The following is a 22,926-nucleotide window of genomic DNA, read 5'->3' as shown; positions in this document are numbered from 1 at the left end:
GCTTGAATACCGCCACTCCCACCTACCCCCCAGAGGACTCGACCGCGAGACCACCCGCCGCAAAGCTTAGAATCAAGGAAGACAATGATATGAAGCTGACCGACAGCCTCGAACACCGCCCCGACCCGCAGTTGTATCTGCAACTGGGCGAACTGATCGCCAGTACCGGCGCCGAGCGCTTCGCCGACCAGATGTTGCATCTGGTAAATGCCCAGGTGCCGGTCCACAGGCTCGACCTCAGTGAATGGACCCTTGACCCACGCCAGGCCAGCGTCAGCCGCATCAGGGTACTGGGCAGTGCCGGCCCTGCCCCTGAACTGCCCAACGTCAACAACCTGCGCCACCCGCTGCTGCAAAGCATCATGCAGATGAAGGACCCGCTGCTGATCGAATTCAAAGCCCCACAAGACGCTGGGCAGCCTCGCCAGAGTGCCCACCAGTGCAACCTGGTGTCCTGCAGCGGTGTGCAGCGCTGGGTCATCTGCTTTCATCGCTTGCCCAGCCAGCGTGGCTTTTCGCTGGCTGAACTGTCGCAACTGAAAAGCCTGTCTGACACCTTGCTGCCGCTGGTCGAGCACCACGGCCAGTTGCTGCGCCAAGGGGGGGCACGGCATGCCGGCTCGCCGCTGGCCGATTTGCCAGCGGGCTCGTTGCGCCATTCGTTTGGCGAGCGCCTGGTGCAGGAAGCCGTGAGGCTGTCGACCCGGGAACAGGAGGTCTGCCTGGGCCTGCTGACCGGCGGCACGGTGCCGGAAATGGCGCAGCGGCTGAACGTGAAAAACAGCTCGATCGAAACCTACCTCAAGCGCGCCACCGCCAAGCTGGGGGTCAGTGGCCGCCATGGCCTGACCAAATGGATGGCCGGCGCCTGACTCTGCGAGACACACCGATGCCCCGATCTAGCCTTATCCTGTGCGCTGCGCTGTTGTGTGGCTGTTCGCTGGCCCCTGACTACCAGCGCCCAGGCGCAGCGGTGGCCGCGCACTACCCACAAGGGCCTGCCTATCAAGGCGATGTGCAGGCGCACCCGGCCGTCGATGACTGGCGCCAAGTGTTCCAGGACCCGGTATTGCGCCAATTGATCGACAACGCCTTGGCCAATAACCGCGACCTGCGCAGTGCAGCGCTTAATGTCGAGGCCTACCGTGCCCAGTACCGCATTCAGCGCGCCGAGCTGTTGCCCAAGGTCTCCGCCAATGGGCAGGGGCAGCGTCAGTACCTGCCGCGGCGCATGACCGGCACCGATCAGGGCATGATCAGCTCCACCTATGCGGCGACCTTGGGCGTGAGCGCCTACGAGCTCGACCTGTTCGGCCGCCTGCGCAGCCTCAGTGACCAAGCGCTGCTGACCTACCTGGCCAGCGACCAGGCCCGGCGCAGCACCCAGTTGAGCCTGGTGGCCAGCGTCGCCAGCGTGTACCTGACCTGGCGTGCCGACCAGGAGCTGCTGGCCCTGGCCAACGACACCCTGGTAGCGGACGAGCGCAGCCTGCGCCTGACCGTCAACCAGCGCCGCGCGGGTACTGTTTCGGCTCTGGACCAGATCCAGGCACGTACCAGCGTCGACAGCACGCGCGCGGCCGTGGCCCGTTACAAACGCCAGGTGGCCCAGGACCTCAACCAACTGACGCTACTGGTGGGTGCCCCTGTGGCCGACGACCTCCGCGCCCTGCCCCTGGCCAATGAACAGATCGCCGGCTTGCAAGCCGGCCTGCCCTCCGACCTGCTGCAACGCCGCCCGGACATTGTCCAGGCCGAGTACCAGCTGCGCGCGGCCAATGCCGACATTGGCGCAGCACGTGCGGCGTTTTTCCCCAGTATCAGCCTGACCGCCAATGCCGGCAGCACCAGCCCCGCGCTCAGCGGGCTGTTCGATGCAGGCTCGGGTACCTGGCTGTTCCAGCCGCAGATCAACCTGCCGATCTTCACCGCCGGCAGCCTGCGAGCCAGCCTGGACTACGCCCGGCTGCAGAAGGAGATTCAGGTGGCGCAGTACCAGAAGGCGATCCAGGGCGCCTTCCAGGAAGTGGCGGACGGTTTGGCGGCGCGCGCGACCTACCAGCGGCAGTTGCAGGCCCAGCGCGACTTGGTGGCGTCGAACCAGCGCTACTACGACCTGGCCGAGCACCGTTACCGCATTGGCGTGGACAGCAGCCTGACGTTTCTCGATGCGCAGCGGTCGTTGTTCAGTGCCCAGCAGGGGCTGATCAATGACCGCTTGGCGCAGCTGGTGGCGGAGGTGAATCTGTATGCGGCGTTGGGTGGCGGCTGGCAGGAGGCTGCCGACGCTCACGCTCGCGATGGGGCGCCCGGCAGCGCGTTCGTGGGTCTAAACTGAACAGGGCCAGATCACCAGGCATGAACCGGGGGGCTTCCACACGCGGAGGTGTGAGATGAGCCAGTTCAAACGTTTGTTCGTCATGCTCGGCCCGCAGATGCGCCACACGCCCGCGCTGCAACGTGCGGCGGCTTTGGCCGAGTCTAGCGGTGCATTACTCGATATCAACGTATTCGTCGACGATGTCGACACGTTCGGCTTGATGAGCGACGGCCGGGAACGTGAACGGCTGCTCAGCGACAACCGCCAATGGCTGGCCGATGAAGCCGAGCAACTGGCCGATGCCGGCCTGGATGTGTCCACCGAATTGCTGCTGACCCGCGACCCGTTGGCCAGTGTGATCGAGCGCATCGAACGCCTGGGCTGCGACTTGCTGGTCAAAGACGTGCAGCACGAACCGGTGCTCAAGCGTTTGCTGGTAACCCCCCTGGACTGGCAGTTGCTCAAAGACAGCCCAGTCGCCGTGCACCTGGTCAGCGACATCCGCCTGCCCCTGCCCCGGCAGATCGCCGCCGCAGTAGACCTCAACAGCCATGGCGCAGGCGAGCACCTGGACGAGCAGGTGATTCACAGCGCCCATGCCCTGGCCTTGCAGTGCAACGCCGAGTTGCACCTGTTGCATGTGTGCGACGCAGCCAAAACCCATATCGCCGACTTCGGCGCCGGCACGGTCACCATGCCTGGGTTCGATGGCAGTGTGCGCACCGCGCAACGGGCGTCGTTCAACCGCCTGGGTGACCATCACCAGGTGCCATTGGAGCGCAGGCATTTCGTGGAGGGGCCGGCGATTCGTGCGATTGCCCAGTTCATCAGCCATAGCCGGGTCGATGTAATCGTCATGGGCAGCCATCGGCATGACGCCATGCAGACCTTCCTGGGCGGCACCACGGCGCATGTGCTGGAGCATCCGTTGTGCAATGTGCTGGCGATCAAGGCGGGGGCCTGAGGGTTTTCGTTACCTGCAGGTTGCGCGCCGTGTGTAGGAGCGGCCTTGCCGGGGCGGCGAGAGGTAAACTGGCACGGGCGCTCCACTTAAAAAGAATGCATTTGATAATGATTCGTAGTAATTTCGCGACGCTTTGTACCCCTTCCCCTAGCGCCCTACTCCAGGATCGTACCGTCGATGCGTCGCACGTTCGTTTCGCTTTGTGTGCTTCATGCTGTCTCCCCGCTGGCCTGGGCTGAACCCGACTCGCTCAGCGATTCCGCCCAGATTGAACTCCAGGCCTTGAACATCACCGGTACCGCCGACAGTGAACGTGCCGATGGCCCGGTCGTTGGTTACAAGGCGAGCCGTTCGGCTAGCGCCACGCGCACCGACACCGCCCTGCACGAGACCCCGCAGTCGGTCAGCGTGGTACCCAAGGACGTGCTCGAAGACACCGGCGCCACGCGGCTACAGGATGGCCTGGACTACGCCGGCGGTGTAGGCCGCGCCAACAACTTCGGTGGCCAGGGCCTGACCACCTTCACGGTACGTGGCTTTACCACGGGCGAGTTCTACCGCAATGGCTTCCCGATCAACCGCGGCTACCCCAATGCCCCCGACGCCAACACCGTCGAGCGCCTGGAAGTGATCCGCGGCCCGGCCACCAGCCTGTACGGCCGCGGCGACCCCGGTGGGACCTTCAACGTGGTCAGCAAGCAACCGCAGGCTGAACGCAAGGTCACCCTGGGCAGCCAGATCGACGACCAGGGCATGCACCGCGCCACCCTCGACGCCACCGGCGCGCTAAATGAGGAAGGCACCCTCGCCTACCGGCTGAACGTGCTCGGTGAAGGCGGCGAAAGCTTTCGCGATGATGTGCAGAGCGAGCGCTACGACGTGGCGCCCGTGCTCAGCTGGCAGGTCAACGACAGCACCCGGATCGTCTTCGAAGGCGACTTCATGCGCAACAACCACCCGCTCGACCGTGGCCTGACCCGCTATGCCACCCAGACCGGGAGCGCCTCGCGCGACACCTACATCTGGGAGAAAGGCAGCGACAATTTGCTGCACAACGACAACAACATGGCCCAGGTGCGCTTCGAGCACCTGCTCAATGACAACTGGACGCTGGCTGGCGGTTTCCAGTTTCTCGATGGCTCGCTCAAGGGCAACGCGGTTGAAGCCAATGGCGCGCCCACTGACGGGCGCACCCTGCAGCGCAACTTCAACTACCGCAAGCTGGAATGGACCGACCGTGACTGGCAACTGAACCTCACCGGCCACTTCGATACCGGTGGTTTCAGCCACACGCTGCTGACTGGCATCGAGTACGAGAACTACGACTACAACTCGATCATCCAGCGCTCCTCGGCGGCCTATCCGATCGATATCTACAACCCGGAGCTCGGCCAGCCAAGGCCCGCGCTGACGCCTACCACAACGTGGGACAAGGAAAACCTGCAGACCTGGGCGTTCTTCATCCAGGACCAGGTGGCCCTGACCGAGCGCCTCAAGGCCTTGGCCGGCGTGCGCTTCGAACGCTTCGAGCATGACTACGACGACAAGCTGGTCAACACCCGCGACTTCAGCAAGGGCGAGAATGGCGTGACCCCGCGCTTTGGCCTGATCTACGACCTGACCGACACCGTGGCGGTTTATGCCAACACGGCGCGCTCATTCAAGCCTAACAGTGGCACGCCCGCTGGCAGCGGTGGCTTCGATCCCGAGAAGGGCAAATCCTACGAGCTGGGCGTGAAGTGGGAAGCGCTCGATCGCCAACTGAGCATTGATGCGGCGGTGTACCACATCGTCAAGGAAAACGTGCTGGCACGCGACCCCAACGACCCCTTGGGTATTTACAGCATCGCAACGGGCGAGGTGCGCAGCCGCGGCCTGGACATCAACATCGCTGGCAATATCACCCCTGCGTGGCGTGTGATGGGTGGCTACGCCTATGTCGATGCCGAAGTGACCAAGGACACCACCGTGCCGACCGGCACCCGCCTGGCCAACATCCCGCGTAACAGCTTCAGCCTGCTGAACACCTACGAGTTCCAGGATGGCCTGGCCAAAGGCCTGGGGCTTGGGGTGGGGGTCAAGTACGTGGATGATCGCGCCGGCCAGACAGCCGCAACGACCTACACCATGGAACGCTACAGCGTGGTCGACCTGCTCAGCTTCTACAAGGTCAATGAACACGTGCGGCTGAACCTGGATATGAAGAACGTCTTCAACAAGGGGTATGACGAAGGGGCGTTCAATAGCTACGCCTACCCAGGCGCACCGCGCACGGTGCAGGCCGGGGTTTCCTACACGTTCTGACCGCAGCGCAAATGTAGGAGCGGCCTTGCGTCGCGAAAGGGGTGCGGAGCGGCCCCGGGTTTTCGGGTGCCAGCAAGAACGTAGGGGGCCGCTGCGCAGCCCTTTCGCGACGCAAGGCCGCTCCTACAAAGGTACCGGCACCGCGGTTAGAACGCCTTGCTGTAGAACAGCGAGTACGACTCGATCCCGTCGTTCGGCTGCTTGATGCCCGCATTCGAGTAGTGCATGGCACGGATGCCTACCTTCTGCGCCCCAGGCAGCTTCAGGCCAAAGCCGATGCGGTCCTCGAAGTTGACCGCAGAACCCAGCCGCTGGTTGCCCACATCCGTCTTGGAAAACGCTGCCAGGCCAATACCGGCCTCGATGTAGGGGGTGTAGGTGAAGCCGCTGAACTCGTAGGTGAACACCGGGCTGAACGACAGCGAGTGCGCGCCGCTGGCGTCGCCGCCCTCCCAATAGGTGTAAGCCGCATCCCAGTAACCGGTCACATAGCCAGTACTGCTTTCCAGCCATTTCTTGTCCCAATCGAACGACAGGCCGATTCGGTAGGTCATGTCGCCTTGGCCGGTGGCACCAACGGCACCGGAAATCTGCGCAGCCTGAGCCAGATTGGCCCCGGCGAAGGCCAGCACTGCAGCGGCCAGCGAAGCAGCGAGACGGGTTTTCATCAATGACATCTCCTGATGGTCTACACGGCAAGTGGGGGCTTGAGCCCCTCGATCTTGTGCGGTGGCCGGCGCATCCAGACCGGTCACACGAGGTAATACTTTTTCGATTATTGTCCAGATAATCAGAAAGTTGAAAGAGCTTTGCCACTATCGGCTAATGCTGATGGCCAACGCCCTGCCCCGTGGCCCGAGCGGGTTCAGTCGTATTCCCCCTCTTCATGCTCCCCTAACAGCCGCCGCTGCCTGGGCGTGGCTTCCTCCAGCACACGAGGGTTGAACTGCCAATGCAGGTACGGTGAAAACTTCTGCGCCACCATGCGCCGGCCGTAATGCACTTGCAGCATGTCGCGCTCGCGCGCCTGCGTGCAGTTGGCGCCGCCGCTGTGCCAGACATCACTGCGAAACAGCAAAGCATCCCCCGCCTTGCACAATACCGGAAGCGCTTCACGCCCTTGCCATTGCACTTCGCCGGCCTGCGGCGGGCGAGCGGCACGATGGCTGCCCGGTACGATCCAGGTCGGCCCGATGCTGTGATCGATATCGCTGAGGTACACCTGCGCAGTCAGAATCTGCATCGGCTGGGTAAAGGCCCCGCGCTCGCTGATCCAGGCCGGCAGTTGCAGGGGCAGATGGTCAAGGTGCAGCGCCATGCGGGGGTAACCGGGGTGGCTACGCCAGGCGGTCTGGCCGATCACGTGGCAGTCCTCGCCAAGCGCGGCCTCTGCCAGGTTGATCAGCGGTGGCAGATCAAGAAACGGCAACCACAGCGGGTTGCGGTTGAACACGCATTTGTAGTGTTCGAGCAGCCCCTGGTAGTCCCAGTGAATCGGCTGCAAGTCATCGATAGCGCAGCGCAGCAGCGCGATGCGCAGGGGTTCGAGCACACCGGGGATCAGCACGAAACCCTGCTCGTCCAACATCTCCAGCTGAAGCGCCAAGCTCATGGCGGTGTGCTCCATTACAGCAGGAGTACAAATGTACCCCTGCCCGCATTTTATCTGTCAACGCCAGTGCAAGTTCACCGTGGCAGGTCCTTTGCCATCCACTACCACCTGTTGCTGGACAGTCTCACCCTCGGCATTGCCGGTGACCTTGTAATGACCCGGTGGTAGCTGCACAAAGAGCAGCGGGCCGACATCGGTAACGCTGAGCACGGGCTGCCCTTGCGCACTTTGAATATCAACAGAGGCACCGCTTTGGAACTTGCCTTGCGCGCCAGTCGAGAGCTCGACGTGCAAGTCATAGCCTTTGGTCTTGCGCAGGGCATTGGCTTCATCCTGGCCGATACCGCCTTGCAGGTAACGCACGCCGTTCTGCTCTTGCGGTTGCAACTGCACGGCCTGCATGTCGATGGGCGCATTGAGGTCGGCGGCTGCCGCCAACGTCCAGGGCATCGCCAGGGTGAGCAGCAGCGCCGCGCCAAGGGCATAGTGATGATTACGCATGGTATGACCCTCCTTCTGAGGATGGTTTACCTATTATCCGATCCTTTGAAGGCACTGGCGTTTGCACTGATGCGTGGTCGTTGAGCCACGTCTACAGCCTCGCGGAGTGCTGCAGCGCGATTGTTCACGGGCTTGTTACTTGCGGTGTTTACGACAGCTATTTTCATAAACAGCCTGGATCAGAAATAACTTGCAAATCACACATTCGCTTACATCCAAACGCTCGACATGACACCAACTATCGGTACATGGTTATTTACCCTGCTTGCACAAACCAATATACGTTCAGTTTACAGCTGAGTGAGACAGTAGGGAATTTCCTACAAACATCTGGCTCAGCATCGCACCACCCAGAGAAACTACTTAGCACGTTGACCTCTATAAACAATGAACGCACGAACGCCACGGTAGGCATTTGATTAATTTTTGGAGCGCGCAGCACGCAATGGACAGGCCCGATGAAGACATACGTCGAAAACAAGCCGATATCGCGCTAAGCAGCGCACACCCGTACGCCTACTTCCAGCTACTGGGACTGATGCACCCGTTGTACGAGGATGTCTCGAACAGCGCCCCCCTGTCCCCAGAGGCCCGGCGCCGATTAAGCAGGCGAGTAGTAGCAGTTAGAAGTTATTCAACACATTATGAAAGAGTTCCTTTATGAAACGACGTCAATTTTTTATGGGTAGCGCGCTTGCATTGGCTTCAACAGCATCTCCTCTGTTCTTAAGAAAACTGGCAGATGCCTCACCACAGCAGAAGGCAGCGAGGCTACCAATAATGCCCACTTGCCCAACGGACGGCGAAGCGATCAAGCTGATCAATGCACAGATGAGTCGTATCGCCGGTGTCCATGCGTGTACCCGTCCATTCCGCCACGCGGGGCCGCGCATAGAAGCAGAGCTGCTGGGAAGCAAGCTTGTGGTACACAATTATGGGCATGGTGGTTCTGGTTGGTCACTCTCCTGGGGTTCAAGTATGCAAGCATTACGCATGGCACAGGCAGCGACGCCTGGGCTGCGTACCCTTGGTGTTATCGGGTGCGGCCCGCTTGGCCTTACTTCTGCGTTATTGGCACAACACGCGGGTCTGTCTGTACGTATATACGCAAAGGCCCTACCACCGAACGTGTCATCCATGGGAGCCACCGGATTATGGTCCCCGGATTCGCGCTTCTGCGACCTGCAACATGAGGCTGACTGGGCGGCACGCTGGAATGAGATGGCTAGAACTTCATTCGATAAGTATCAGCAAACGGCGGGTTTGCCAGGCAGACTAGTCGAATGGTTCAATGGTTATAAACTCTCCGATACACCATTCCCGGTTAAAGACCTCTACGGCTCGCCTCCACAAACAAAAGATGAAGACGAGCCTGAGTATGCTAGGTTTGCAAACGACTTCCTGCCGCCGCAGATAGATCTGCTTCCTGGCGGTCACCCGTTCCCAACCCGATACGCGCGGTGCTGGACCAGCTTGATGTTCAACATCACGCCCTATGCGAGTAAGCTGGTGGCTGATTTCTTGGCCGCTGGTGGAAAGGTTGATATCAGGGCATTCAACCATCCAAACGAGCTGCTGACATTGCCAGAATGCACCTTTATCAACGCTACCGGTTACGGTGCCAAGGCGTTGTTCAATGACGAGACCGTTATTCCTGTGCGCGGGCAAACAGTGCGTTTGATGCCGCAGCCGGAGGTCATCCACGGATTAAGAGCTGAACAGTTTCTCGTCATGCCGCGTCGTGACGGATTGATCGTGCAGAATATGGACGAAACAGGGAACTTCAACAATAGCAACGATGCGCCAGACCTTGTTGAGGCCAAGGCCATTCTTGAGCAAGCTGCAACGTTTATCGCACGCATTGGATAGTTGCATCGCATTGGGTACTGGTCAACTTGCCGCACGCTGCGTCACGTTGAACCGTGGAAGCCGAACCCGCTCGCGTTCTGCATCCCCTGAGCCAGGAGATCTATCAACGTCATGGTGATCCAGCCTGATCGCCAGCGCTTCCCCGGCAGCGTCCATCGTTGAGTCGATCAAACCCAAGGAGAGCGCCTTCGGGTCGTGACAGGCTTCGTATTTCTCGAAGCCCCACCCCCGAGGCCTCCCAAGCTTCCTGAACCCGGCGTGTGCTATACCCCCCCTTCGTTATGGCACCCGAAACATCAACTCAGGCGCCGCTCTTCAAGCAACTTCACAAACATGCTCAAACTCCGCGAAACCGCGCCCCGCCGCCACACCAGCCACGTCTTCAAATAGCGAAAATCCTCCGACATCGGCCAGGCGCTCACCGTGCTGCAACCCGGCATGTTGTCGAGCATGCTGCGCGGCATCATGGCCAGCCCCGCCCCGGCGCTCACGCAGGCCAGCATCCCGTGATAAGACTCCATCTCATGGATCTTGCCCGGCACAGCCTGGTCCTGCACAAACCAGTTCTCGAAATGATGGCGGTACGAGCAGTTGGCGCGAAACGCGTAGATGCTCTCGCCGTTGACGTCCTGGGCACGGGTTACCGGTGCATGGTTGAGGGGCGCGATGACCATCATCTCTTCCTCGAACACCGGCATGCCCTCCAGGGTTGGATGCAGCAGCGGCCCGTCGACGAACGCCGCGACCAGGCGCCCAGACAACACCCCTTCGAGCATGGTCCCGGAAGGCCCGGTCGAGAGGTCGAGGTCGACCTTGGGGTAGCGCTGGTTGTACGCCGCCAGCAGGGCCGGAATACGCACTGCCGCGGTGCTTTCCAGCGAGCCCAGGGCAAAGGTGCCCTGCGGGTCCTCGCCCGCCACGGTCAACCGCGCCTCGTGCACCAGGTCGAGAATGCGCCGGGTGTACTCGAGAAAGTTCCAACCCGCCGGCGACAGGCGCAGGCGGCTTTTCTCGCGGATGAACAGCTCTACGCCCAGGTCTTCTTCCAACTGCTTGATGCGCGTGGTCAGGTTCGAGGGCACCCGATGGATATGCTGCGCGGCAGCGCTGATGCTGCCCTGCTCGGCCACTGCCTTGAAGATTTCCAGTTGCACCAGGTCCACAGTCATTCTCCAAACGTGAATGTTTCGCTCATTATTATTCAGTTTTCATTAAAACCCTACACCACTAGTCTGGCGTCACTGATTAACAACAACGAGAGTGTCCGCCATGAGCGCGATCAGCAGCCTGACCCATGCCATCTCCCTCGACCCGCACAGCGGCGAGCAGATTGGCGCCTACCCCTTCGATACCGACGCCGCACTGGAAGCGGCGCTGCAACGTGCCAAGGTGGGCTATGGGCAATGGCGGCTGGTGTCGCTGGGTCAGCGCAGCGAGTACCTGCTTGCCCTGGCCAGCACCCTCGAAGCCAAGGCCGAAGCCTTTGCGCAGATGATCAGCCGTGAAATCGGCAAGCCGATCACGCAGGCCCGTGGCGAAGTGAGCAAGTGCGTGGGGCTGTGCCGCTGGTATGCCGAGCACGGCCCGGCCATGCTGGCAGCAGAGCCGACGCAAATCGAGAAAGCCCGCATCGAGTACCGCCCGCTGGGGCCGATCCTGGCCGTGATGCCGTGGAACTTCCCGGTCTGGCAGGTGCTGCGCGGCGCTGTGCCGGCGATCCTCGCCGGTAACACCTACGTGCTCAAGCATGCCCCGAACGTCATGGGCAGCGCTTACCTGTTGGGTGAACTGTTCAAGGATGCCGGCCTGCCGGAGGGCGTCTTCGAAGTGCTTAACGTGACGCCGGACGGTGTCACCCGCGCCATCAACGACCCACGCATTGCCGCCGTGACCCTGACCGGCAGCGTGCGCGCTGGCATGGCGATTGGTGCACAAGCCGGGGCCGCGCTGAAGAAGTGCGTGCTGGAGCTGGGCGGGTCCGACCCGTTCATCGTGCTGGCCGACGCCGACCTGGATGCCGCAGTCAAGGCGGCTGTCATTGGTCGCTACCAGAACACCGGCCAGGTCTGCGCCGCGGCCAAGCGCCTGATTGTCGAAGAGAGCATCGTTGAAGCCTTCACCCGCAAGTTCGTTGAAGCGACGCGCGCGCTGAAAGTCGGCAACCCGCTGGAAGAAGACACCTACATCGGCCCGATGGCCCGCTATGACCTGCGCGACGAACTCGATGGCCAGGTCCAGGCGACCCTTGCCGAAGGCGCTACCCTGCTGCTGGGTGGCAACAAGGTCGAAGGCGTGGGCAACTTCTACGCACCGACCGTGTTTGCCAACGTCACCCCTGAGATGACCGCGTTCAAGCAGGAGCTGTTCGGGCCCGTGGCCGCGATCATCACGGCGCAGGATGCCGACCATGCGGTGGCATTGGCCAACGACAGCGAGTTCGGCCTGGCCGCGACTATCTACACGGCTGACTATGCTCTGGCTGAACGCATGACCGCGGCACTGGATACCGGTGGCGTGTTCATCAACGGCTACTGCGCATCCGACCCGCGCGTCGCCTTTGGTGGCGTGAAGAAGAGTGGTTTTGGCCGTGAGCTGTCGCACTTTGGTGTACGCGAGTTCACCAACGCACAGACGGTGTGGCTGGACCGTAACTGACCGGTGCATTGGGGCCGCCTTGCGGCCCCAATCACTTCAATCCCTGACCTGGTCTTTCACCCAGTCCAGCATCCCACCTGGCACGATCAGCTCATGCCGTGCCCGCGAACAGGCGGTATACAGGCCCGCCAGCATCCGTGCACGTTCGTTGCGATTGCCCGCCACCACCGGCGTGACCATCAGCTCCGGTGACACCATCACCCGGGCGAACTCCATGTTCTTCACGTCGCTCACCCGCCCCAGGAACAGCTTGGGCGCCTTGTCCCAGCGATAACGGCTCTTGGCCTTGGCAAAATGCTCTGGCGTATAGCCCTTGCGCAGCATGTTGGCCACCGCCACGAAGGCCTTGTCATCGCCCTTGTCCTGCTCCAGCGCCTGCCAGCTGGCGTAGCGGAACAACATGGGGTGGCGCGGCCGGGTGCCAAACCGGTACAGCTCGATGCAGTCCTCGACGAACAGCTCGAAATCCTTGCGTGCGCTCTTCAGCAGCACGAAGGGCACGCCTTGGTGAGTGAGGCGCTGGAACCAGCCAAACAGCCCCCATTCATCATCGACGATCAACGCCGTGGGCTGTTCCGGCACCGTGACGGTGTCGAAGAAGCTGACCCGGGTGTAGTGTTCGGCACTGCCACTGAACGCGGCCTGTATCTTGGCCGGGTGCGCCTGGATCAACGGGTTGAGCACGTTGTCCATCGCCGGCCCGGCGCGCAGCGAATGGTCGATGTAGCGCTGACGGATAAAGCCGCCATGGTGCGGGCTCAGGCCGTTGAGGTTCTGCAGTTCGTCGCCCAGGGTGATGACCGATTGCGGGCTGCGGTCCAGCACCGCGAGCATCGGCGCCGAAAGCTCGTGGGCCTCGTCGACGATGATGTGGGTGTACCGGCTGTCGATCACGTCCTGCGTCAACGACAGCAGTTTGACCCGGTGGTAATCACGCACCGGCAGCTGAATTTCTCGGGTTGATGGGCGGATCAGCTCCTGCCAGTACAAGCGCGCCTTCTCCAGCAGCACTTCCTGGTCCAGCGGCGAGGTGCCGGGCCCAGCCCAGGGCAAATGGTGCAACTGCAACTGGGCATCACCGGTTCGGCAAAAACTGCGCACGGCCTTGATACACAAGGCCACGACATCGCGGGCGTCAAGCGGGCCGATATCGGGGATATTCAGCCACTTCACCACCTGCGCTTCCTGCGGGCGCCAGGACAGCTTGGTGCGATACGGGTCGCGCAGGCGCCAACCATTACTGGTGAGGTCACGGTTGAGGAGTTCGTCTGCCAACTGCCCGAAGGTCAGCGCGGTGTAGGCCTGGGCATCCTTGACGCGTGCCTGCAATGCGCGCAGTTGGCCCTCGGTCAAGGCCAGCAGCAGCGTGCGCTGGGGGTCGAGCAAGCGGGCGAACTGGTGGATCAGGAAGGTCTTGCCGGTGCCGGCGAAACCTTGCACCGCAACAGACTCGTCGACGCCGGAGAGAAACTCTCGCAGCAGGCGGTTTTGTTGATCACTCAACAAAAGGTCACTGGCCAATGAGGGCAGGTAGACCGGGTGCAGCGGCGTGACCTGCTGCCGGTAGCTGTCGGCAAAGCGGAAATTCCACTGGCCTTCGGCATCGAGCAACGTGTCGCTGTCGTACTCGACCTCGCTGGCCAGCAGGCCGATGCCATTCTCTCCCAACATGCCCAACCCCATGGCGAACGCCTCGCGGTCGAAGTGCTGCGCCACCTGGCCCTGAAAGCGGCCCGGTGCGGCGGTTTCGACTTCGCTGGCGATGCGCACGATTTCGGCAAAGCGCCGTTCCTGCGCGTCTGCCGTCGCGGTGGCCGGCTGGCGCGGCAGGTTCTGCACGAACAGCACTGCAGCCGCCTGCACAACACTGGCGGTTGAGAAAAAGTCGCTGGCAGCAGGCTCGCTGGCGAGACGGTCGGCTAGGTCACTGGGCAAAGGCAGGTAGAACATCGGGACCTCGGGTGGGAACAGCCCGGCACGATAGCAACTTTCCGAGGGGTGTGCTGGGTTCAGTGTTGCCCTCAGCCCCTGCCCCGCTTCAGCGTTTCACTCGGCAACTCGCGGAACAACTGCCGGTAGCTTTCGGAAAACCGCCCCAGGTGCCAGAACGACCAGCGCATCGCCACCTCGGCCACCGTGACATCGGCCTGGCGCAGCAGGTCTCGGCGCGCGCCGTTGAGCCGGCGCAAGCGCAGCCAGTGCGCCGGCGGCATACCGGTGAACGCCTTGAACGCCTGTTGCAACTGGCGCAGGGAAACACCGGCCACGTCGGCCAGCGCCATCAAATTGAGCGTTTCTTCGGGGCAGTCCGCCGCCCATTCACTGACCCGGCGCATGATCTCGCGCGCTTCACTTCGCCTGCCCAGCGCACCACCGTCCAGGCGCTGGCAGGCACTGTCGAGAATGAACAGGCAGTCTTCCAGCAGTTGCTCGGCCAGCGCCTGCCCCTGCAGCGGGCAATCGGCATGGCCCAGGCGGGTCAGGGTGGCGCTCAGCCAACTGCCGAACAACGCGTTCTGGCCACTGCCCAACGGCACCATGAACAGCCCGTCCAGGCGCTGGGTATCGAGACCATGACGGGCCAGGAACGCCTGGTCGAACACCACCGCCACCTCTTCGTAGTTTTCCGGGGTGATCCAGATATTGCGGCTCTGCTCGTTGAGCAGGTAAAGGCTGTTCTCCGTGCGGTCGAAGCAGAACGCCAGCGAACCGCTCGGGGGGCGGAAGAATTGCTCGACACGGGTGTTGAGACGCTCTTCATACACCTCCACGCCGTCCAGACCCAGGCAGCGCAGTTCGCCGCTGAAGTGCCCCGGCGACATTTGCCGGTACTGCTGTTGCCAGCCTGGGGTGGCACGCACCTGCTCGGTGACATCGGTGGTGTGGAAAGCCTGGACCTGCAAGGCATTGGGCGTTGTCACGCATCGTCCTGTTGCACTCTTTTGGTGCATTGATTGCCGGAGAAAGTGGATAGATTGCCCTGGGGGCTGCGACCAAGATAGCCCCCAGCGCGTCACCTGGGAAGCCACCGGCTCCCGCCGCGCACACAAAAACCCAACCAAGAGGTCTGTATGAACGCCCCCTTCGATCAGCTGTCCACCTGGCTGAAAGAACACCGGATCACCGAAGTCGAATGCGTGATCAGCGACCTGACCGGCATCGCCCGCGGCAAGATCGCGCCGACCGCCAAGTTTCTGCATGAGCGCGGCATGCGCCTGCCCGAAAGCGTGCTGCTGCAGACGGTCACCGGCGACTACGTTGACGACGACATCTACTACAGCCTGCTCGATGCCGCCGACATCGACATGATCTGCCGCCCTGACCCGGCTGCGGTGTACCAGATCCCCTGGGCGATCGAGCCGACCGCGATCGTCATTCACGACACCTTCGACAAGCAAGGCAACCCCATCGAGCTGTCACCGCGCAACGTGTTGAAGAAGGTGCTCAAGCTTTACGCCGACCAAGGCTGGCAGCCGATCGTCGCGCCGGAGATGGAGTTCTACCTGACCAAGCGCTGCGAAGACCCGGACCTGCCACTGCAGGTACCGTTGGGCCGCTCCGGGCGCGCTGAAAGCGGTCGCCAGTCGTTCTCGATCGACGCCGCCAACGAATTCGACCCGCTGTTCGAAGACGTTTATGACTGGTGCGAACTGCAGGGCCTGGACCTGGACACGCTGATCCACGAAGACGGCCCGGCGCAGATGGAGATCAACTTCCGCCACGGTGATGCCCTGGACCTGGCCGACCAGATCACCGTGTTCAAGCGCACCATGCGCGAGGCGGCGCTCAAGCACAACGTTGCGGCTACCTTCATGGCCAAGCCGATTACCGATGAACCTGGCAGCGCCATGCACCTGCACCAGAGCGTGGTCGACATCGCCACCGGCAAGCCGGTGTTCGCCAATGAAGACGGCAGCATGAGCGAGCTGTTCCTGCACCATATCGGCGGTTTGCAGAAGTACATCCCCAAGCTGCTGCCGATGTTCGCGCCAAACGTCAACTCGTTCCGCCGCTTCCTGCCGGACACCTCGGCACCGGTCAACGTCGAGTGGGGCGAAGAGAACCGCACGGCCGGGCTGCGGGTGCCAACCTCAAGCCCCGAGGCGATGCGCGTCGAGAACCGCCTGCCGGGCGCCGATGCCAACCCGTACCTGGCCATCGCCGCGAGCCTGCTGTGCGGCTACCTGGGCATGATCGAGAAGATCAACCCGAGCGCGCCGGTGCAGGGCCGGGCTTATGAGCGACGCAACCTGCGCCTGCCAATCACCATCGAAGATGCCCTGCAGCACATGGAAGACTGCGAGACCGTGCAGCAATACCTGGGCAAGCAATTCGTCCAGGGCTATGTCGCGGTCAAGCGTGCCGAGCACGAGAACTACAAACGGGTGATCAGCTCCTGGGAGCGTGAATTCCTGATGCTCAGCGTTTGATTTGCCCGGGGCGCGCGGCGCCCCACCTCCATCGAAACCAAGAACAAGACCAACGAGGTGTCGACATGCGTCATCTGCAATCCCTGGTTCCTGCTGCATTCACTTTGCTGTTCGGCGCTGCCGCCCAAGCTGCACCGACCGTCAGCGTGTACAACTGGACCGACTACATCGGTGACACCACACTGGCCGACTTCCAGGCCAGCAGTGGGGTCAAGGTGGTCTATGACGTGTTCGACTCCAATGAAACCCTGGAGGGCAAACTGTTGGCCGGTCGCACCGGCTACGACGTGGTCGTGCCTTCCAACCACTTCCTCGCTCGCCAGGCCCAGGCCGGGGCCTTTTTACCGCTGGACCGCAGCAAGCTGCCCAACTGGAAGCACCTTGACCCAAAGCTGCTCAAGCAGCTTGAGCAGAACGACCCCGGCAACCAGTACGCAGTGCCCTACCTGTGGGGCACCAACGGCATCGGCTACAACGTCGACAAGGTCAAGGCCGCACTGGGCATCGACCACATCGACTCCTGGGCGGTGCTGTTCGAGCCCGAGAACCTTAAAAAACTCAAGCAGTGTGGCGTGGCCTTCATGGACTCGCCCGACGAGTTGTTCCCGGCGATCCTCAACTACCTGGGCATGGACCCACGTAGCGAAAACCCTGCGGACTACACCAAGGCAGAAGCCCGCCTGCTCCAATTGCGCCCTTTCATCACCTACTTCCACTCCTCAAAATATGTCTCGGACCTGGCCAACGGCGATGTCTGCGTAGCCTTCGGTTACTCCGGCGACGTGTTCCAGGCCGCCAACCGCGCGGTGGAGGCGAACAACGGCGTCAAGGTTGCCTACAGCATTCCCAAGGAAGGCAGCAACCTGTGGTTCGACCTGCTGGCCATCCCCAAGGACGCCGCCAACCCGGACCAGGCCCTGGCGTTCATCAACTACCTGCTCGAGCCGCAGGTGATCGCCAAGGTCAGCACCACGGTCGGCTATGCCAATGCCAACCCCGACGCCCAGGCCTACATGGACAAAGCCCTGGTGCAAAACCCCGAGGTCTATCCGCCCCAGCACGTGCTGGACAAGCTGTACATCTCCAGCACGCCCAGCCCCAAGATCATGCGCGTGATGACCCGCTCCTGGAGCAAGATCAAGTCCAACCGCTGAGCCGAGAACACCCATGCCTTTCGATACCCTGCACACCGCTTCGTATTATGCCGCCACGGCACGCCACACGGCGCCCTACCCCAGCCTGGACGGCGAACTGACGGCCGATGTCTGCGTGGTCGGCGGCGGCCTCACTGGGGTCAATACCGCGCTCGAACTTGCCGAACGGGGGCTGTCGGTGATCTTGCTCGAAGCCCGGCGCATCGGTTGGGGCGCCAGCGGGCGTAACGGTGGCCAACTGATCCGCGGCATCGGCCATGACGTCAGTGGTTTTGCCCGTTATGTCGGCCAGGATGGCGTGCGTTACCTGCAACAGGCTGGCATCGATTCGGTGGCCTTGGTGGCCGGGCGCATCGCGCAATACGGTATTGCCTGTGACCTGCGCTGGGGCTTCTGCGAACTGGCCAACACTCCCGCCCAGTTTGCCGCCTTCAAGGCCGAACAGGACGACCTCGCCGCGCTGGGTTATCGGCACGAAACACGCCTGGTCAGCCCCGAGCACATGCACCAGGTCGTCGCCAGCGACCAGTACGCCGGTGGCCTGGTGGACATGGGTTCGGGCCATCTGCACCCACTGGACCTGGTGCAGGGCGAGGCGAGCGCGGCTGCAGGCCTTGGCGTGCGCATCTTCGAGCAGAGCCCGGTACTGCGCATCGAGCATGGCCCCACCGTGACCCTGCACACCGCCCACGGCAAGGTCAGGGCACACAGCCTGGTGCTGGGCTGCAACGCGCACCTCGATGAACTGGAGCCGCGCCTGAGTGGCAAGGTGCTGCCAGCCGGCAGCTATGTGGTGGCCACCCAGCCGTTGCCAGAGGCGCTCGCCAGTAGCCTGATCCCGCAGAACATGGCGCTGTGCGACCAGAAGGTCGGCCTGGACTACTACCGCCTCACCGCTGACCGCCGTCTGTTGTTCGGGGGTGCCTGCCATTATTCCGGGCGCGACCCCAAGGACATTGCCGCCTACATGCGGCCGAAGGTAATCAAGGTGTTCCCGCAGCTGGCCGAGGTACGCATCGATTACCAATGGGGCGGCATGATCGGCATTACGGCCAACCGCTTCCCCCAGGTCGGGCGGCTGAGCCAGCACCCGAACGTCTACTACGCCCAGGGCTATTCGGGGCATGGGTTGAACGTGACCCACTGGACGGCCAAACTGCTCGCCGAAGGCATTGCCGTGGGCCAAAGCCAAGGGCTGGATGTATTCAGTGCGGTACCGCACCTGACCTTCCCGGGCGGCAAGGCGCTGCGTTCACCGCTGCTGGCGTTGGGGATGTTGTGGTATCGGTTGCGCGAGGTGCTGGGGTAGGCGCTGCCTCTGCGCCCTCATCATGCAAGCCTGTGTGATGAGGGCACACCAATGTAGAACCTGAAGAATATTCGCTAACTTACTGATTTATAGGGCAAGCAAGGCAAGACCATTTAGTACAAAGCACTTAAAGAATCGCTTGTAAGCCTTTGCATTATATGATGTTTAGCAATTTAAGCGCCGGCCCTGCAGGGCGCGTCTCCCCCTGCTCCCATTTTCGAACTGTCGAAGCACTCGTGTGTAGATGCATGGCGAACACCGGCTGGCTGAAGTTGAGTGCCTCACGCAAATGGCGGATGTCCAGCGCACTGAATTCCCGCACGGGCGCGGGGCAGATCGCTTCGAAATCTCGTAGGGTCACCTTGCCGATAGCACCCGCCTCATGCAGTACGGCAAGGTCATCACGCAACGACTCAATCAGTTTGCTGCTCACAACAGACCTCCTACCGTAGCGTAGGAAGTTTCTGTGTTATGCGCCGAGTTGCCGGGATTCATGCCAGTTGAACGGCGGCCAAGCCCTGGCACAGCATACCGCCACCGCCTTTCGAGATTGCCCCTGACCACTGGCCAACTCGCCCGCACCTGCTAGCGTTGTTCTGGCCGACCCCTCATGGATGCATCACGATCATGAAATCACTGCCTCGCATCACCCTGTTATGCGCAGCTTTGCTTGCCGTCGCGGCCTGCTCCAGCAACCGCGTGGACCCCAGCGACTACTCCGGCTTCCTGAAGGACTACAGCCGCCTGCAACCCGCTGAAAGCCCTTCTGGCGCACCGGTGATGCGCTGGATGGACCCCAAGGTCAACGTCAATCAGTACAGCCAGGTGTTCATCGAGCCCAGTCAGTTCTACCCCAAACCGCAACCGACAGCGGTCATCTCGGCGCAGACGCTGCAGGAGATCACCCGTTACTTCAACGAAGCGATGCGCCGTGAACTGGGCAGTGTACTGACCCTGGCCAAGGCCCCCGGCCCGGGCACCATCGTCGTACGCCCGGCGATTACTGCGGTCTCCACCAGCAACGAGGGCTTAAAGGCCTACGAAGTGATCCCGATTGCGCTGATCTCGGCAGGCGTGAATACCGCCATGGGCGGCCGTGACCAAGACGTAGATGTCGGTGTCGAGGCAGCCTTCCTCGACGGCGCCAGCCAGAAGGTGCTCGCTCAGGTGGTGCGCAAGGGCGCAGGCAAGGAGCTAGAGAACGACACCCAGAAGCTGACCCTGGATGACGTCAAGCCCGTGCTGGATGGCTGGGCCAAGGACATGCGCGCAAGCTTTGTAGCGCTGAAACAGAAAAGCCGCTAACCAGACCCGGGGCCGCAAAGCGGCCCCGGGCAGGGTGAATCAGCACTCGACATAGGCGACAGCCAGGCCGCCGCGCGAGGTTTCCTTGTAGTTGGCATGCATGTCCGCACCGGTGTCGCGCAAGGTGCGGATAACCTGATCGAGCGAGATGAAGTGCTCGCCATCGCCGCGCAGGGCCATCTGCACCGCGTTGATTGCCTTGACCGCAGCAATCGCGTTGCGCTCGATGCATGGCACCTGCACCAGCCCGCCGACCGGGTCGCAGGTCAGGCCCAAGTTGTGCTCCAGGGCAATCTCGGCGGCATTTTCCAGTTGCGGTGGCGTGGCACCGAGCACTTCGGCAAGGCCAGCCGCCGCCATCGAGCACGCCGACCCCACTTCGCCCTGGCAACCGACTTCGGCACCGGAAATCGAAGCGTTGGTCTTGCACAGGATGCCGACTGCGGCCGCTGCAAGCAGGAACCTCACCACATCGTCATCGCAGGCATCCGGGTTGAACTTCATGTAGTAGTGCAGCACGGCCGGGATGATGCCTGCCGCACCGTTGGTGGGCGCCGTCACCATGCGCCCGCCGGCGGCGTTTTCTTCGTTTACCGCCAGGGCAAACAGGTTGACCCACTCCATGGCGCTGAGGGTCGAACCGATCACGTTCGGTTTGCCAAGCTCCTGCAGGCTGCGGTGCAGTCGTGCGGCGCGGCGCTTGACCTTCAGGCCACCCGGCAGGATGCCCTCATTGCGCAGGCCATTTTCGACGCACTCACCCATTGCTGCCCAAATGCGCAGCAGCCCTTCGCGCACCTCGGCTTCCGTGCGCCAGGCACATTCGTTGGCCATCATCAGTTGCGCGACACTCAATCGGTGCGCCTTGCACAGCGCCAGTAACTCAGCCGCGCTGGCAAACGGATACGGCTGATCGACCGAATTCGCTTCACTCTGCGGGGCATCGACCTCAGCCTGCTCGACGATGAAACCGCCACCCACCGAATAGTACGTCTGGCTGAACAGGCTGCTCTGCCCGCCCAGCGCTTCAAGGGTCATGGCGTTCGGGTGATATGGCAGGCTTTCGTCCAGCAGCCGCATGTCGCGGGTGTAGTTGAACGCCAGCGGGTGGCTACCATCGAGCATCAGGCAGTGCTCCTGCATCAGCTGGTCGATCCGCGGCTCGATGGTGGCGGGGTCGATCCGGTCCGGCCACTGGCCCATCAGCCCGAGCAGGCACGCACGGTCGGTGGCGTGGCCAACCCCGGTGGCCGACAGCGAGCCATACAGCCGCACCTCGACGCGCGTCACCTGGGCCAGCAAACCGCGCTCGCGCAGGGCCTGGGCAAAGGTCGCCGCTGCCCGCATCGGGCCCACGGTATGGGAGCTCGAAGGGCCGATGCCGATTTTGAAGAGGTCGAAAACACTGATAGCCATACTAATGCCTGACCGGGCTGGACAGAAACGCCCATGCACGGTTCACTGGGAAAATTGAACGCTACTGCGAAGTTGAGCGATACTGACCTGCTGCGGCAAGGATGACCAACGAAACCTCCTAAGCAAGGCTTTAGTGGTACTAAACGATGAGACGACAACTCAATGGCCAGATGTTCGTCTGGCTGTATGTGTTCTCCTGTGCGGCCCGGCATTTGTCATTTACCCGCTGCGCCGAAGAACTGCACATCACACCGGGCGCAGTCAGCCAGCAGATGCGCCAGCTGGAGGAACGGCTGGGCTATCGCCTGTTCCTGCGGCGCGCCCGCGGGGTCGAGCTGAGCGCCGAAGGGCAACGCCTGGCCCAGACAGTGGCCGAGGCCTATGGCAGCATCGAGGCCGAGCTGCTGCGCCTGGACGCCGGTGAGATCCGCGGCACCTTGCGCCTGCGTTCTATTCCGTCATTTCTGGCCAAATGGCTGACGCCGCGTTTGCCGCGCTTTCAGCAGCGCTACCCGGACATCGAGTTGCGGCTGGTGGCCGAAGACAGCGCACAGGCACTGCACCCGGGGGACTTCGACCTGGCCATCGACCTGAACGATGGCAGTTACCCGGGCATGCTGTCGACGCCGCTGCTGGACGAGCAGATCTTCCCGGTCTGCTCGCCCACGCTGCTGCGTGGCCGACCACCGCTGCACGGGCCGGCTGACCTTGCGCATTACCCCTTGCTGCATGACATCACCGCCTGGCGAGGGGCCTCGGAGTACGCTGAATGGGAGTTCTACCTGGAAGGTATCGGCGCGGGCGGCCTCGATGTACGGCGGGGGCATACCTTCAACCGCAACCACCTGACCATCGAGGCGGCGATTGCCGGGGTTGGCGTGGCAATCGCCCGGCGCACCCTGCTCAACGATGAACTGGAACGGGGGGCGCTGATCGTGCCGTTCGGGGTAGCGATCGCCAACCACAAACGCTATGTGGTGCATTACCCGCCCGGCGGGCTGACCCAGCCCGGCGCCCGCGCGGTGCATGATTGGCTGGTGGAAGAGGCTCGCGGGTTCAGGGAACTGCACCCGCTGGCGTGAGGGTC

19 protein-coding genes are annotated in these 22,926 nt (G+C 62.3%); 11 read left to right on the top strand and 8 right to left on the bottom strand.

The window, feature by feature from the left end; all coding sequences use genetic code 11:
- Positions 1-89 precede the first annotated feature (89 nt).
- The 4 genes from CKW22_RS21795 to CKW22_RS21780 all read left to right on the top strand — a co-directional run bounded on the left by CKW22_RS21795 (position 90) and on the right by CKW22_RS21780 (position 5,588).
- Positions 90-872, top strand: a complete 783-nt coding sequence (locus CKW22_RS21795; RefSeq protein WP_033697697.1) for a helix-turn-helix transcriptional regulator — start codon at positions 90-92, stop codon at positions 870-872.
- Between the two features lie 17 nt (positions 873-889).
- A complete protein-coding gene (locus CKW22_RS21790; protein ID WP_095065083.1) occupies positions 890-2,338 on the top strand; it encodes an efflux transporter outer membrane subunit in 1,449 nt (482 codons plus the stop codon).
- A gap of 55 nt (positions 2,339-2,393) precedes the next feature.
- The gene (locus CKW22_RS21785) at positions 2,394-3,284 is read left to right on the top strand and encodes a universal stress protein (RefSeq protein WP_033697693.1); all 891 of its coding nucleotides are present in this window, start codon (positions 2,394-2,396) and stop codon (positions 3,282-3,284) included.
- A 177-nt stretch (positions 3,285-3,461) separates the two neighbouring features.
- Positions 3,462-5,588 carry a TonB-dependent siderophore receptor gene (locus tag CKW22_RS21780; RefSeq protein WP_095065081.1) on the top strand — a complete coding sequence of 709 codons (2,127 nt, stop codon included), beginning with the start codon at positions 3,462-3,464 and terminating at the stop codon, positions 5,586-5,588.
- Between the two features lie 146 nt (positions 5,589-5,734).
- On the opposite strand, the gene CKW22_RS21775 is transcribed toward CKW22_RS21780, so the two are convergent.
- The 3 genes from CKW22_RS21775 to CKW22_RS21765 all read right to left on the bottom strand — a co-directional run bounded on the left by CKW22_RS21775 (position 5,735) and on the right by CKW22_RS21765 (position 7,701).
- Positions 5,735-6,256 (bottom strand): acyloxyacyl hydrolase, encoded by a 522-nt coding sequence (locus CKW22_RS21775; RefSeq protein WP_033697688.1) that lies wholly within the window; start codon positions 6,254-6,256, stop codon positions 5,735-5,737.
- A 197-nt stretch (positions 6,257-6,453) separates the two neighbouring features.
- The gene (locus tag CKW22_RS21770; RefSeq protein ID WP_095065079.1) at positions 6,454-7,200 is read right to left on the bottom strand and encodes a phytanoyl-CoA dioxygenase family protein; all 747 of its coding nucleotides are present in this window, start codon (positions 7,198-7,200) and stop codon (positions 6,454-6,456) included.
- 57 nt (positions 7,201-7,257) lie between these two features.
- Positions 7,258-7,701 carry a hypothetical protein gene (locus CKW22_RS21765; RefSeq protein ID WP_033697685.1) on the bottom strand — a complete coding sequence of 148 codons (444 nt, stop codon included), beginning with the start codon at positions 7,699-7,701 and terminating at the stop codon, positions 7,258-7,260.
- Between the two features lie 660 nt (positions 7,702-8,361).
- Here CKW22_RS21765 and CKW22_RS21760 point away from each other — a divergent pair.
- Positions 8,362-9,570, top strand: coding sequence for an FAD-dependent oxidoreductase (locus CKW22_RS21760; protein WP_033697683.1), 1,209 nt, complete (start codon positions 8,362-8,364; stop codon positions 9,568-9,570).
- A 296-nt stretch (positions 9,571-9,866) separates the two neighbouring features.
- On the opposite strand, the gene CKW22_RS21755 is transcribed toward CKW22_RS21760, so the two are convergent.
- Entirely contained in the window at positions 9,867-10,733 is an 867-nt protein-coding gene (locus CKW22_RS21755; RefSeq protein WP_033700022.1) for a LysR family transcriptional regulator, read from the bottom strand.
- A 106-nt stretch (positions 10,734-10,839) separates the two neighbouring features.
- Between CKW22_RS21755 and CKW22_RS21750 the strand changes: the two genes are divergently transcribed.
- On the top strand, positions 10,840-12,225 hold the full coding sequence (locus tag CKW22_RS21750; protein WP_047583320.1) for an aldehyde dehydrogenase family protein: 1,386 nt from the start codon (positions 10,840-10,842) through the stop codon (positions 12,223-12,225).
- 36 nt (positions 12,226-12,261) lie between these two features.
- Here the strand turns inward: CKW22_RS21750 and CKW22_RS21745 are convergent, their stop codons facing one another.
- Positions 12,262-14,175, bottom strand: a complete 1,914-nt coding sequence (locus CKW22_RS21745; protein ID WP_095065077.1) for an AAA family ATPase — start codon at positions 14,173-14,175, stop codon at positions 12,262-12,264.
- Between the two features lie 71 nt (positions 14,176-14,246).
- Positions 14,247-15,146 carry a helix-turn-helix domain-containing protein gene (locus tag CKW22_RS21740; RefSeq protein ID WP_033697677.1) on the bottom strand — a complete coding sequence of 300 codons (900 nt, stop codon included), beginning with the start codon at positions 15,144-15,146 and terminating at the stop codon, positions 14,247-14,249.
- 150 nt (positions 15,147-15,296) lie between these two features.
- Between CKW22_RS21740 and CKW22_RS21735 the strand changes: the two genes are divergently transcribed.
- The 3 genes from CKW22_RS21735 to CKW22_RS21725 all read left to right on the top strand — a co-directional run bounded on the left by CKW22_RS21735 (position 15,297) and on the right by CKW22_RS21725 (position 19,118).
- Entirely contained in the window at positions 15,297-16,655 is a 1,359-nt protein-coding gene (locus CKW22_RS21735; RefSeq protein WP_033697674.1) for a glutamine synthetase family protein, read from the top strand.
- 65 nt (positions 16,656-16,720) lie between these two features.
- A complete protein-coding gene (locus tag CKW22_RS21730; RefSeq protein WP_095065075.1) occupies positions 16,721-17,809 on the top strand; it encodes a polyamine ABC transporter substrate-binding protein in 1,089 nt (362 codons plus the stop codon).
- A 13-nt stretch (positions 17,810-17,822) separates the two neighbouring features.
- Entirely contained in the window at positions 17,823-19,118 is a 1,296-nt protein-coding gene (locus CKW22_RS21725; RefSeq protein ID WP_095065073.1) for an FAD-binding oxidoreductase, read from the top strand.
- 154 nt (positions 19,119-19,272) lie between these two features.
- Here CKW22_RS21725 and CKW22_RS21720 read toward each other — a convergent pair whose 3' ends face one another.
- A complete protein-coding gene (locus tag CKW22_RS21720) occupies positions 19,273-19,551 on the bottom strand; it encodes a DNA-binding transcriptional regulator (protein ID WP_095065071.1) in 279 nt (92 codons plus the stop codon).
- A 194-nt stretch (positions 19,552-19,745) separates the two neighbouring features.
- On the opposite strand from CKW22_RS21720, the gene CKW22_RS21715 reads away from it, so the two are divergent.
- Positions 19,746-20,423: a DUF3313 domain-containing protein gene (locus CKW22_RS21715; protein WP_033697669.1), complete on the top strand. Its 678-nt coding sequence runs from the start codon at positions 19,746-19,748 to the stop codon at positions 20,421-20,423.
- A 39-nt stretch (positions 20,424-20,462) separates the two neighbouring features.
- On the opposite strand, the gene CKW22_RS21710 is transcribed toward CKW22_RS21715, so the two are convergent.
- Positions 20,463-21,839 (bottom strand): L-serine ammonia-lyase, encoded by a 1,377-nt coding sequence (locus CKW22_RS21710; protein ID WP_033697668.1) that lies wholly within the window; start codon positions 21,837-21,839, stop codon positions 20,463-20,465.
- A 146-nt stretch (positions 21,840-21,985) separates the two neighbouring features.
- Between CKW22_RS21710 and CKW22_RS21705 the strand changes: the two genes are divergently transcribed.
- A complete protein-coding gene (locus CKW22_RS21705; RefSeq protein WP_033697667.1) occupies positions 21,986-22,921 on the top strand; it encodes a LysR substrate-binding domain-containing protein in 936 nt (311 codons plus the stop codon).
- Positions 22,922-22,926 lie beyond the last annotated feature (5 nt).

Source organism: Pseudomonas sp. Irchel s3f19 (genome assembly GCF_900187555.1).
Lineage (GTDB): Bacteria > Pseudomonadota > Gammaproteobacteria > Pseudomonadales > Pseudomonadaceae > Aquipseudomonas > Aquipseudomonas capeferrum.
This window is presented reverse-complemented; position numbering and strand designations above follow the sequence as displayed.